12 protein-coding genes are annotated in these 12022 nt (G+C 70.6%); 3 read left to right on the top strand and 9 right to left on the bottom strand.

The features are described from left to right. Nucleotides 1-286: 286 nt before the first annotated feature. The 4 genes from LR393_RS32760 to LR393_RS32775 all read right to left on the bottom strand — a co-directional run bounded on the left by LR393_RS32760 (nucleotide 287) and on the right by LR393_RS32775 (nucleotide 3518). On the bottom strand, nucleotides 287-622 hold the full coding sequence (locus LR393_RS32760) for a histone-like nucleoid-structuring protein Lsr2 (protein ID WP_231489095.1): 336 nt from the start codon (nucleotides 620-622) through the stop codon (nucleotides 287-289). A 240-nt stretch (nucleotides 623-862) separates the two neighbouring features. Beyond that, nucleotides 863-1066: a hypothetical protein gene (locus LR393_RS32765; protein WP_231489096.1), complete on the bottom strand. Its 204-nt coding sequence runs from the start codon at nucleotides 1064-1066 to the stop codon at nucleotides 863-865. 38 nt (nucleotides 1067-1104) lie between these two features. Then, nucleotides 1105-2628 carry a lysine--tRNA ligase gene (lysS, locus tag LR393_RS32770; RefSeq protein ID WP_231489097.1) on the bottom strand — a complete coding sequence of 508 codons (1524 nt, stop codon included), beginning with the start codon at nucleotides 2626-2628 and terminating at the stop codon, nucleotides 1105-1107. A 113-nt stretch (nucleotides 2629-2741) separates the two neighbouring features. Beyond that, the gene (locus tag LR393_RS32775; RefSeq protein ID WP_231489098.1) at nucleotides 2742-3518 is read right to left on the bottom strand and encodes an ANTAR domain-containing protein; all 777 of its coding nucleotides are present in this window, start codon (nucleotides 3516-3518) and stop codon (nucleotides 2742-2744) included. A gap of 243 nt (nucleotides 3519-3761) precedes the next feature. On the opposite strand from LR393_RS32775, the gene LR393_RS32780 reads away from it, so the two are divergent. Continuing rightward, nucleotides 3762-4874, top strand: coding sequence for a glycosyltransferase family protein (locus LR393_RS32780; protein WP_231489099.1), 1113 nt, complete (start codon nucleotides 3762-3764; stop codon nucleotides 4872-4874). Here LR393_RS32780 and nadC read toward each other — a convergent pair. The 4 genes from nadC to LR393_RS32800 all read right to left on the bottom strand — a co-directional run bounded on the left by nadC (nucleotide 4871) and on the right by LR393_RS32800 (nucleotide 9387). Further along, complete coding sequence (gene nadC / locus LR393_RS32785; RefSeq protein ID WP_231489100.1) at nucleotides 4871-5836, bottom strand: carboxylating nicotinate-nucleotide diphosphorylase; 966 nt, start codon at nucleotides 5834-5836, stop codon at nucleotides 4871-4873. The two genes, LR393_RS32780 and nadC, sit on opposite strands and share 4 nt — an antisense overlap. After that, nucleotides 5833-7524: an L-aspartate oxidase gene (locus LR393_RS32790; RefSeq protein ID WP_231489101.1), complete on the bottom strand. Its 1692-nt coding sequence runs from the start codon at nucleotides 7522-7524 to the stop codon at nucleotides 5833-5835. Before LR393_RS32790 ends, nadC begins: the two co-directional genes overlap by 4 nt. Continuing rightward, the gene (gene panC, locus LR393_RS32795) at nucleotides 7521-8372 is read right to left on the bottom strand and encodes a pantoate--beta-alanine ligase (RefSeq protein WP_231489102.1); all 852 of its coding nucleotides are present in this window, start codon (nucleotides 8370-8372) and stop codon (nucleotides 7521-7523) included. Before panC ends, LR393_RS32790 begins: the two co-directional genes overlap by 4 nt. A gap of 61 nt (nucleotides 8373-8433) precedes the next feature. Then, on the bottom strand, nucleotides 8434-9387 hold the full coding sequence (locus tag LR393_RS32800; RefSeq protein WP_269328264.1) for a Rossmann-like and DUF2520 domain-containing protein: 954 nt from the start codon (nucleotides 9385-9387) through the stop codon (nucleotides 8434-8436). Nucleotides 9388-9437: 50 nt separating this feature from the next. Here LR393_RS32800 and LR393_RS32805 point away from each other — a divergent pair, with 50 nt between their 5' ends. Together LR393_RS32805 and LR393_RS32810 are read left to right on the top strand one after the other, a co-directional pair. Beyond that, complete coding sequence (locus LR393_RS32805; RefSeq protein WP_231489104.1) at nucleotides 9438-10175, top strand: methyltransferase domain-containing protein; 738 nt, start codon at nucleotides 9438-9440, stop codon at nucleotides 10173-10175. Further along, nucleotides 10175-11044 carry an SAM-dependent methyltransferase gene (locus LR393_RS32810; RefSeq protein ID WP_231489106.1) on the top strand — a complete coding sequence of 290 codons (870 nt, stop codon included), beginning with the start codon at nucleotides 10175-10177 and terminating at the stop codon, nucleotides 11042-11044. The genes LR393_RS32805 and LR393_RS32810 overlap by 1 nt, the downstream gene beginning before the upstream one ends. Here LR393_RS32810 and LR393_RS32815 read toward each other — a convergent pair. Then, nucleotides 11009-12022: PH domain-containing protein (locus LR393_RS32815; protein WP_231489105.1), on the bottom strand; the 1014-nt coding region annotated here is incomplete at its 5' end. The two genes, LR393_RS32810 and LR393_RS32815, sit on opposite strands and share 36 nt — an antisense overlap.

Raw genomic sequence — 12022 nt, forward strand, 5'->3', positions numbered from 1 at the left:
GGAAGTGGTACAACCCAGGAAGCCGGGAGAGCGACTTTCTGCGGTTTCATTCAGGCCGACCTGCCGGTTCGGGATTAAGCCGAAATCCGGATACTGCACTTTCGATTCCCGGCCGGCCCGGGGAAATGCAAAGACCCTGGACAAAACTGTGCCGGGCACCGGACCAGGAGTGGTCCGGTGCCCGGCACACAGATTTCACCGTGATTCACGGCGGTGGCGCGGCGTTCGTTTACACCACCCGCCGGGGCGGAACTTCACCGGGGCAAAGGTGGGTTGTGCGTAGGGACTAGTGCGCGCCTTCGTAGGCGGCCATGACCTCGGCCGAGACCCGGCCCCGATCACTCACCTGGTAACCGTTGTCACGCGCCCATGAGCGCACGTCGCCGAGATCCGCCTTGGCGGCGGAACGGCCACGGGCGGCACCCCGGCCACGGCCACCGGAACGGCCGCTGATCCGGCGGGCGTGCTCCACCCACGGTGCGATCGCTTCCCGCAATGCCTCCGCATTCGCTGCGGAGAGGTCAATTTCATAGCTGACCCCGTCCAGCGAGAACGAGACCGACTCCTCGGCCTCGCCGCCGTCCAGGTCGTCAACAAGAATGACCTGCACCTTCTGCGCCATCAATTACTCCTAGAAACGCCACCGGAGTCCACCCCGGGCAGATGAACCCATTCATCGGAATCATGGAGTCGACATTCAAACATGTCAAGCCAACACCACTGACGGCTCACAATAGCGAGCGGATTCGTGGTGTCTCCACGACCGGTGACATTCAAACTTTCACCGGCATCTGCGATGATCGGCGTCACCCGTTCGGCCGAACGGGTGACGCTAAAGAACGACCGGCCGCCCGGCACGTCTCTACGAATCCGCAGGCTTCACAGATTGCGAGGTATGCGTTTGCCCAGGGTTCCCGGCCCGGGTTTTCTCGTCCGCAGTCAGCCTGCGGTCCTCCGCGGCCTGGGCCAGACGCTCACGCCGGTCCGCTTGAAAGATGGCGCGGATGGCGACCACGAAGATGGCGAGAACACCGATCGAGGGAAAGATCGCTGCCACGTAGTCCATGTCGACTCCTGTCCTACAACTGTCCTGGTGCTACGGGCTTATTCGGGCTTGACCAAGGGGAAGAGAATCGTCTCCCGGATGCCCAGGCCGGTGATTGCCATCAGCAACCGGTCCAGGCCCATTCCCATGCCCCCGGTCGGCGGCATGCCGTACTCCATGGCCCGCAGGAAATCCTCGTCCAGCCGCATGGCCTCGTCGTCACCCGCTGCAGCCACCCGGGCCTGGGCCACGAAGCGCTCGCGCTGCACCACCGGGTCGACCAGCTCGGAGTAGCCGGTGCCGAGCTCGAAGGACCGCACGTAGAGGTCCCACTTCTCGGTCACGCCGGGCGTGGTGCGGTGCGCCGACACCAGCGGCGAGGTGTCTTCCGGGTAGTCGCGCACGAAGGTCGGCGCGTACAGGTCCGGCACCACGAGCTCCTCGAACAGCTCCTCGGCGAGCTTGCCCGGGCTGTACCAGTCCTGCACCGGCACATGGTGCTCGGCGGCCAGCTCGACCAGCTCGGCGCGCTCGGTCAGTGCGGTGACCTCACGCCCGGCGGCCTCCGACAGGGAGCCGAACATGGTGATCTGACGCCATTCGCCGCCGAGGTCGTACTCGGTGCCGTCGGCCAGGACCACGGTGGTGCTGCCGGCCACGGCCAGGGCCGCGTTCTGGACCAGTTCCCGGGTCAGGTCGCCGATCGTGTTGTAGTTCCCGTAGGCCTGATAAGCCTCGATCATCGCGAATTCCGGGGAGTGCGTGGAGTCCGCGCCCTCGTTCCGGAAATTACGGTTGATCTCGAAGACCCGGTCGATACCGCCGACCACCGCGCGCTTGAGGAACAGCTCGGGGGCGATCCGCAGGAACAGGTCGATGTCGAACGCGTTCATGTGGGTCTGGAACGGGCGGGCCGCCGCACCTCCGTGCAGCGACTGCAGCATCGGGGTCTCGACCTCGGTGAAGTCGTGCGAGTGGAAGGTGTCGCGCAGCGAGCGCACCACCGAGGCCCGGGTCTTGACCACCTCGCGGGCGGCCGGGCGCACGATCAGGTCGACGTACCGCTGGCGCACCCGCGCCTCCTCGGACATCTCCTTGTGCAGCACCGGCAGCGGGCGCAGGGCCTTGGAGGCCATCGCCCAGCTGTCGGCCATCACCGAAAGCTCCCCGCGCCGTGACGAGATGACCTCGCCATGAGCCGAGACGAAGTCGCCGAGGTCAACATCGGCCTTGAAGGCCGCCAATGCCTCGTCGCCGACCCCGTTCTTGGACACCATCACCTGGAGCTGGGTGCCGTCGCCGTCCTGCAGCACGGCGAAGCAGAGCTTGCCGGCGTCGCGGAAGCGCACCACGCGGCCGGCCACCGAGATGATCTCGCCGCTGGAGGCGCCGGTCTCCAGCTCGGCGTGATCGGCCCGGACCTGGGCGAGCGTGTGCGTACGCTCGACCTCGATCGGATAGGGGGCCTTTCCCTCGGCCAGGATGCGCGCCCGCTTCTCCGAGCGGATACGCATCTGCTCGGGAAGGTCCTCGCCGTTCGGGTCGGGCAGTTCGCGGGTGGCATCAGCCTGCTGGTCGGTCACGACGAGCAATCCTAGTCGGCCCCGTCTAAACCTTTACCGCCCCGCCGTCAACCCTCGGACCGCCCCTCTCGTGATCATGCGACGGCGTCCGGGCATGATCACGAGAGGCCGGGTCACTTCTGTTCCAGGATCGCGCTGGTCGTCAGCGCGGCCCAGATCCGGGCCGCGGTCTCCCGCTCGGCCGGGGTCGGGCGGACCACCAGTTCCGGGTCGGCCGGGTGCTCGGCGTCCTGCCGGCCGACGTGCTCGACCAGCGCCACGGCCAGGGTGCGCAGCCGGATGTTGAAGTGCTGGCTGGCCCGGGCCAGGGCGGCGAAGGCGGAGGGCGCGTCGGCCCCGATCGCGCCCATGACCAGACCCTTCGCCTGCTCGATCACCCGGCGGTACTGGGTCATCTGGAGCATCTGCTGGGCCACCTGCTCCTCACCGGCGCAGTACTCGACCACGGCCAGGGCCTGGGTCACCAGCGGCTCGTAGCGGTCGATGTCGCGCAGCACCCGGTCGTCCGGGACCCGGTCGAGATACACCGAGAACACGGTGGGCAGATCCGAGCCGAACTCGCCGGGCACGAAGATCGCGCCGCGGACGGCGTCGGTCACGTCCGAGCCGACCCCGGGCAGGCTGTTCAGGCCGGTGTCGTCGTTCTCCGTCGGCCGGATGATCACGGTGTCGCGACGGAACGCGTCCCAGATCGGGCCCTGGGCGTGCTTCCACTGAGCAACGTCGAGTTCCCCGGCGACCCCGATGGCGGCGATCGTCTGGGGGGTGCCCTCGTTTTCCTTGCTGTCCATCGCCACGCTGAGCCCGACACCTACGGCGCCCGGTACGGAGTGCCGGGTGAACTCGAGAAGGCTTGTCAGCAGGTCGTTCCCGAACTCGCGGATGGTCAAGTGAGGTCCTTTCCGAAAAGCGGCGCGAGGCCGTCGAGCCCCCAGCATCGGGGTTCAGCGCGCGGAAAGCGATCACAGATGCCAGGCTCGAGTCGGCGAAAATGTGCGGAGTCGCCTCCGCTCGCAGTCTTCAGATCATCAGGTCGTTGAGTGGGAGTTGATCAGGTTATGGTGACCATCTCGTCCAGCCCCGGCGCGAGTCGCACAGCCACCGCTACCAGCGATAACCCGCGAGAGGCGCCCGTGTCCCCATCCCGTAAGCGACGTCGTGCATCCCCCGAGTGGGAGGGCCGCACGATCATCAAGATCGCGGCGCTCCCCGGGCGTGGCGTCTACGTCCGGCACCTCGGTCACCCCGAGGGCGTCGACGGTGTTCACCGTCCCACCGTTCAGATGCCCGGCTCCGCCCCCAAACCCCCCGCGGCGTTCGACCCGGCCTGGATCCAGACCCATCTCGGCGAGATGCAGATCGTGCACGTGCACGCCCTGGCCCCCCGGATGAGCGCCGAGCAGGTGAAGGCGGCGGTGCAGGCCACCCGCGACGCCGGACGCCCGCTCATCGTCACCGCCTACCACCTGAGCGACCCGACCGGCCTGGACGAGGCCGGTTACGCCGCGCAGCTCGACGCGCTGATCCCCGCGGCCGACCAGGTCGTCACGCTCACCGAGTCCGCCGCCAAGGAGATCGCCAAGCGCTGGAAGGTCACGGCGCAGGTGCAGCCGCACCCGCACGCCGTGGACTTCGTCACGATGCGCCGCGAGCGCCCCGCCCGCGGTCAGAACGGCCCCTACCTCGTCGGTGTGCACCTGGGCAGCCTGCGGCTGCCCAGCGACCCGGTCAAGGTGGTGTCGGCGCTGGCCGAGGCGGCGAAGCGCACGCCCGACGTGCGACTCGTGCTGTACGTCCACGACCACCTGCTGGACGCCGACTCCACCCGGTACGACCCGGCCACGATCCGGGAGATCGACCGGATCGTCACCGATGCCGGCGGCACGCTGCGGGCCCACCGGCCGATGACCGACTCCCAGCTCTGGGACAACATCTTCGGCCTCGACGCCGCACTCGTACCGCCCTTTTTCGGCTCGCACTCGCTGTGGCCGGAAGCCTGCTACGACCTGGGCACGCAGGCGATCATGCCGGCGAACAGCCACTCCTCGTCGCAGCGCCCGGCGCTGACCTACACCTGTGACCGCAACGGCATCCCCGACGTGGCGTCGCTGGCCAAGGCTTTCGCCGAGGCCGTGCGCGCGCCGCAGGTCGAGCACGCCGACCCGACCGCCCGGTTCAACGAGCGGGTCGCGATCGCCGAGTGGCTGCGCAACACCTACGAGCGCCTACTCGACGAAAAGGCCTAGTCCTTCTCACCGATCAGGTCGATCGCCAGATCGAGGATCGGCGACGAGTGCGTCAGCCCACCGACGGACAAGTAGTCCACCCCGGTGCGCGCGTACTCGTTCGCCACCTCGAGCGTCAGGCCACCGGTGGCCTCGATCTCGACCGTCTCGTCGGTCGCGGCCCGGGCCACCTTCACGCTCTCGGCCAACACGGCGGGAGACATGTTGTCGCACAGCAGGAACCGGGCCCCGGCGACGACCGCCTCGACGGCCTCGCCCGGGGTGGTGACCTCGACCTGCACGGCCACCGCGGGAAAGCGCTCCCGCACGGACCGGTAGGCCCCGGCCACCGAGCCGGCCGCGATCTTGTGGTTGTCCTTTACCATCGCCACGTCGTACAGGCCCATGCGCTTGTTCGTGCCGCCGCCGCAGCGCACCGCGTACTTCTCGAGCATCCGCAGGCCGGGCGTGGTCTTGCGGGTGTCGAGTACCTGGGCGCCGGTGCCGGACAGCTCCTGGGCCCACAGACGTGTGTGCGTCGAGATACCGCTGGTGCGGCAGACCAGGTTGAGCAGCGTGCGCTCGGCGATCAGCAGCACCTGAACCGGGCCCCGCAGCACGGCCAGCACGTCGTCGCGCACGACCACGTCACCGTCGGCGCGCAGCACCTCGGCGGAAACCCCACCCAGTCCGGTCCAGCCCGCCACCTCGGCGAGAACCACCGGGATCAGCGGCATTCCGCTGATCACCCCACCGGTGCGGGCAACCACGTGGGCCTGCCCGACCACGTCCGCGCCGATCGTCGACTCACTGGTCACGTCGTGACCGGGGGCCGCGCCGGGCACGGAGACCACCGCGCCGCCGATTCCCAGGTCTTCCGCCAGGGCGTCGCGCACCACCGAGCGGACCCGCTCCGGGTCCAGCCCGGCCGCTGCGAGCTTCTGCGAAACCCCTGCGGGCCAGATCGATTCCCAGTCACTCACGACGTGCTCCCCAAAGGTTCGAACCGGGTCTCCAGCTCACCGTCGGGATTCACCCGGGAGACCAGCCGCCCGAGCCAGTTCTCCGACGCCGAGGGGAAGTCCTCCCGGTAGTGCCCGCCCCGGGTCTCCTCGCGCAGCGAGGCCGACCGGGTCAGGGCGGTGGCGACCGTGTGCAGGTTCATGGTCTCCCACTCGGCCGTGCCGTGGGTGACGTCGAGCTTGTGCGCACCCTCCGGAATATCCACGGGCGCACCGGAAGACAATCGGGCGAGATCCTGTGTGGCCTTCTCCAGACCGGCGGCGGTCCGGATCACGCCGGGGCCCCAGGACGCGGCCCGCTGGATCCTCGTGCGGGCGGTGGCCGGCAGCAGGCCGACCGGGCCCGGCCTCACCGCAGGTTCCACCTGCGTGAGCTCCCCTGAGGCAACCCGGGTGCTCACGTCGTCCGCAATTCGATGGGCGAACACCAGCCCCTCCAGCAACGAGTTGCTGGCCAGGCGGTTGGCCCCGTGCACCCCCGTGCAGGAGCACTCCCCCGCCGCGTAGAGCCCGGGCAGGCTGGAGCGGCCGACGGCGTCGACCCGGATGCCGCCGGAGTGGTAGTGCTGGGCGGGCGCCACCGGGATGAGGTCTTCGGCCGGGTCGAAACGGTGCCCGGCCAGGGCGTTCACGATGGTCGGGAAGCGCCGGCGGAAGAAGTCGCGGCCCAGGTGCCGGGCGTCGAGGTAGACGTGCGAGGCCCCGGTCGCCGCCATCTGCCGCACGATCGCCTTGGCCACCACGTCACGCGGCGCCAGCTCGGCCATCTCGTGCACTCCAGGCATGAACCGCACGCCGTTGGTGTCGACGAGCAGAGCGCCCTCGCCGCGCACCGCCTCGGAGATCAGGGGCTGCTGACCGCGCGCGTTCTGGCCGAGCCAGAGCACCGTGGGGTGGAACTGCACGAACTCCAGGTCGGCCACCTCGGCACCGGCCCGCAGCGCGGCCGCGATGCCGTCACCGGTCGCCTCGCGCGGGTTGGTCGACGACTGGAAAACCTGGCCGATACCGCCGGTGGCCAGCACCACGGCCCGGCCCAGGGCGGCTCCCACACCGTCGCGGCTACCCTCGCCGATGACGTGAAGGGTTACCCCGCAGGCCTTTCCACCAGAGGTCAAGACGTCGAGAACGAGCGCGTGCTCCAGCACCTCGATGCCCGGGTCGTCGCGCACAGCCTCCAGCGCAGCGATCAGCGCCCGGGAGATCTCGGCGCCGGTGGCGTCACCGCCGGCGTGCGCGATGCGGTCGCGATGGTGCCCGCCCTCGCGGGTCAGGGCGATCTCACCGTCGGGCGTGCGGTCGAAATTCGCGCCCAGGGCCACCAGCTCACGCACCCGGGCCGGGCCCTCGGTGACCAGTGCCCGCACGGCCGAGGTGTCGCACAGCCCGACCCCGGCCACCAGCGTGTCGTCGAGATGCTCGGCGGGCGAGTCCTCCGGGGCCAGCGCCGCCGCGATGCCGCCCTGGGCCCAGCGGGTGGAACCGGAGTCCAGCACCGTCTTGGTCACCAGCAGCACCCGCGGCACCCGGCGGCGCAGGCGCAGCGCCGCGGTCAGCCCGGCGATGCCCGAGCCGACCACGATCACGTCGGCCTGGGTGGTCCAGCCGATCTCCGGCGTGGCCAGCGAGGTCGCCAGCTGGATGCTCACAGCGATCCCCCGATGTCGAGCGGCAGGTTGTCGATCAGCCGGGTCGTACCGACCCGGGCCGCGACCAGCAGCACCGCCTCGCCCTGGTACCACTCGGGCACGTCGTCGAGGGTCTGCGGATCGACCAGCACCAGGTAGTCGACCAGCACGAGCGGCTCGGCCACCAGCACGTCGCGGGCGGCCCGGCGCACCGCCGCCGAACCCCGCGTGCGGGCGTCGCGCCCGGCGTGCAGGGCCTTCGACAGGGCCAGCGCCGACTCCCGGTCCAGCGCGCTCAGGTACCGGTTGCGGCTGCTCAGGGCCAGGCCGTCGCCCTCCCGCACGGTGGGCACCGCGACGATCTCGCAGTCGAAGTCCAGGTCACGGGCCATCCGGCGGATCAGCAGCAGCTGCTGGGCGTCTTTCTGCCCGAAGAACGCCAGCTGCGGCCGGGTGAGGTGGAACATCTTCGCCACGACCGTCAGCACGCCGTCGAAATGACCGGCCCGCGAGGCTCCCTCGAGCTTGGCCCCGAGCACTCCCGCCGACATCCGAATGCCCGGGTCGCCGTTCGGGTACACCACGTCGGGCGAGGGCGCGAAGATCAGGTCGGCCTCCTCGCGCTCGCACAGCTCCAGATCGGCCTCGAAGGTGCGCGGGTACTTGGCCAGGTCCTCGTTCGGGCCGAACTGCAGCGGATTGAGGAAGATCGTGACAATCACGCTGTCGGCCCGCTCGCGGGCCCGCCGCACCAGCTCGGCGTGCCCCTCGTGCAGAGCGCCCATCGTCATCACGACGGCGACCGTGCCGTGCAGCTTCTCGCGAGCCACGGCCAGCTCGTCCCGGGTTCGGGCCACAACTGTGGACATGGTTCTTAACCTACTCGTCATCTTCACCAGGCCCACCGGCCCCTGGCGTGACGAACAACTACTACTCGGGGGGTTCCGTGTTGAGCGCCGCGAGAAGTGCCTCCGCGCTCGCGACCTGCAGACGCCCCGAGGCGAGCGCCCGGTCGGCCGTGGCCCGGGCCATCGCCCGGTAGGTCTCCAGGGTGCCCTCGCCGCGCTCGCCGGTCGCGCGGATCGCCCGGAGGTGGTCGGCCAGCGTGCCCGCGTCACCGCGGGCGACCGGGCCGGTCAGGGCGTTGTCGCCGCCCCGCAGCGAGTTGTCCAGCGAGGCCGAGAGCAGCGGGGCGAGCAGCCGGGAGGCGTCTTCCACCCCGGCGGCCCGCAGCAGGTCGAGAGCCTGGGCCACCAGCGTGACCAGGTGGTTCGAGCCGTGGGCGAGGGCTGCGTGATAGAGCCCCCGCATCTTCTCGTCGATCACCACCGGCTCGGCGCCCATCTCCACCACCAGGGCCTGGGCGATCGGCAGCACCGGGCCGGGCGCGGTGACCCCGAAGCAGCAGTCGACCAGGCGGCTCAGGTCGAGGCTGGTACCGGTGAAGGTCATCGCCGGGTGCAGGGCCAGCGGGATCGCGCCCCGGCTGACCGCGGGCTCCAGCACCTTCCAGCCGAACCGCCCGCTGGTGTGCACGATCAGCTGCCCCGGCTGCCAGGCACCGGTCTCGGTGAGGCCGGAGACCAGGCCGGGCAGGGCGTCGTCGGGGATCGCCACCAGCACCAGCTCGGCGCGCTCGACCACGTCGGGTACCTCCAGCACCGGCACCCCCGGCAGCAGCACCGAGGCCCGCTCGACGCTGGCCTCGGACACCGCGCTGACGCCGACCACCGCGTGCCCGGCCGCCCGCAGGGCCGAGCCGAGCACGGCGCCGACCCGGCCGGCACCGATCACCCCGACCCCGAGACGGCCCGGACGGTCGGCAGGTCGCTGAGTTTCAGACACACCGGCAGCGTAGGACGTCGCCGTTGGTGATCCGGTCATCGCCGGGGAGGTTTTGCGTGATCACGAAGAGAGCGCCGTAGGGTTGCAGGGTGGGACGTCACGAACGCATCGCCGAGCTGATCCACCTCGACCGCGCCGGTCTGGAGGTGGCCGACCTGGGCACCGGCCCGGGTCGCATCGTGCGGGCACTGCTGAAGGCCGCCGCCGCGAACGACGTGGAACCCCGGCGCGTGCACGCGGTCGACTCGGCCTCCAGCCTCGACGACGACGTGCTCAACGACGCCCGGGTGCGCTCGGTGCTCTCCGACCTGAACGAGCCACTGCCCTTCGCCGACGCCTCGCTCGACCGGGTGATCTCGCTGAACGTGGCCGAGCACCTGGCCGATCCGCTCGCGCACCTGGCCGAGTGCTACCGGGTGCTGCGGCCCGGCGGCCGGCTCGTGCTGGCCCACAGCGACTGGGACACGGCCCTGTTCGCCAGCACCGACGACGCGCTGACGCGGCTGCTGGTCAACCGTTTCGTCTCCACCGTGCCGCGCTTCGCCGAACGCGCCGACGGTTTCATGGGCCGCAAGCTGCTCGCCCTGGCCTCGAAGTCGGACTTCGAGATGGTCAGCGCGGAGACCTGGGCCGATGCCCACCGCCGGTTCGACCAGGGCTCGGTCAGCTGGAAGATCGCGATGGGCGTGCTGGCCGCGACCAAGGACGACCCGGAGCTGGCCGCCCGCGCCGTGTCCTGGGTCGAGGAGCTGTCGCGGCTCGCGGCCGAGGGCAAGTTCATGTTCGCGGTCACCGACGTCGCCGTGGTGCTACGCCGCCCGGAGTGATGCTTCCCTGGCAGAGTGCCTGGGCCGAGGCACTTTACGGACCCGAGGGCTTCTACCGGCGTCCGGAGGGCCCGGCGGGTCACTTCCGCACGGCGTCGCACGCGGCACCGGACGAGCTGGCCGGCGCGGTCTCCCGGCTCGCCTCGACGCTCGGGGCCCGCCGGATTGTGGACGTCGGTGCCGGCCGGGGTGAGTTGCTCACCTCGCTCGTCGGCTCACCCCACGAGCTCTGGGGTACGGACGTGGTGGTCAGGCCCGCGGGCCTGTCGCCGTCGATCGGCTGGTCACCCGGGGTGGACGCCCTGCCCGACGACGTTTTCGAAGGCGCCCTGGTGATCGCCTGGGAACTGCTCGACGTCATCCCCGTGACGGTGCTGGAGATGGACGAGAACGGCAGGCCGAGACTGGTTCTCGTCGACCCGCGAACCGGGCGTGAGCGCCTGGGCGGGCGGGCGTCGTCCGCCGATCTGGACTGGGCCAGGTACTGGTGGCCGCTCGACCACCTGGGCGAGGGCGACCGGGTCGAAGTCGGACGGGCCCGTGACCTGTTCTGGCACAGGCTGATCGACCGGGCACGACGAGCCGGGGCGGTGGCCGCCCTGTGCGTGGACTACGCCCATCGGAGGGCCGACCGACCGGCCGGCGGCAGCCTGACCGGGTTCTACCGGGGACGGGCCGTGCCGCCCCGCCCGGACGGCACCATGGATCTCACCGCCCATGTCGCGATCGACTCGGTGCTGTCGGCAACTGGGGGTTCTTGCACACTGACCAGCCAGGCCCAGGCTCTGAAAGAGCTCGGGGTGAAGAACGACGAGCTGCTGGATCCCGGTGGGCTAGGCGGGTTCGCCTGGCTCCTGCACGAATTCTGACGGACCCGTCTCCATCCAGCGCTCCGGGCCCGAGTCCCTGCGCGCCTGCTGGGCCCGCAGCGACTGCACCGCGATCAACCCGGACGCCTCGGTCTCGTCCAGGTGCGAGGCGACCGCCTCGACCGGGCCGGCGGTGGAGTGCACGGTGAACGAGGCCACCCGCAGTTTGCGTTGCAGCGGGCCCTGACTCAGGCCCAGGCTCTGGGTGCGGGCGTGGGGCACGATGTCGAGGTGGCGGTGGATCCGGCCACTGCGGATCAGCAGGGCCTGGTCGGTGACGCGAACACCCGACCGGCCCCAGGAGATCGGGTCGACCCAGCGCGAACGGCGCGGCGCGGTCATGAACCCCGCCGCCGGGCCGGTGCCGCGCAGGCCGGCGTCCACCACGTCCCACGGATTCTCGCCCGGCCCGACGCCGAGATCGGGCAGCACCAGGGCCAGGACGCCGACCGCCTCGACCTTGGGACCGACCGGCAGCAGGGTGCTGCCGGAGGTGGAGTCCTTGTCCTCACCGCCGTACCCGGCGATGTTCACGTGCACGGTCCACCAGTCCAGGCGGCGCCAGAGCAGGCCCTGACTGATCCGGACCGCCTGCACCCGGCCGGGCGGCACGGTCTGGGTGCGCTGCTCGAGCAGGCCGTAGCGCAGGCGCAGACCGTCGGGCGAGTCGGCCACGCGGAAGCCGAAACCCTTGGTGAAGCGCGTCCAGAGCACCCCGGCGGCGCCGAGCAACGGGGCGAACGCGCCGAACAGCGGCCCCGGGTGCCCGATCACGACACTGACGGTGCCCAGCACCACGACCCCCAGCACGAAGCTGATGGCCGGGCCACTGACCAGCAGCGACACGATCAGCCGGCCGACCGGCACCTCCAGGTTGCCGCGCTCGGGCGCCTCCGGCGCGTCCGGCCCCTCGAACCGCAACCCCGCGGCCGAGGCGAGCAACTGATTGCGCAGGGTGCGCGCGTCGTCCTCCCGCAG

The organism is Kineosporia mesophila (genome assembly GCF_021129235.1).
Taxonomy (GTDB): domain Bacteria; phylum Actinomycetota; class Actinomycetes; order Actinomycetales; family Kineosporiaceae; genus Kineosporia; species Kineosporia mesophila.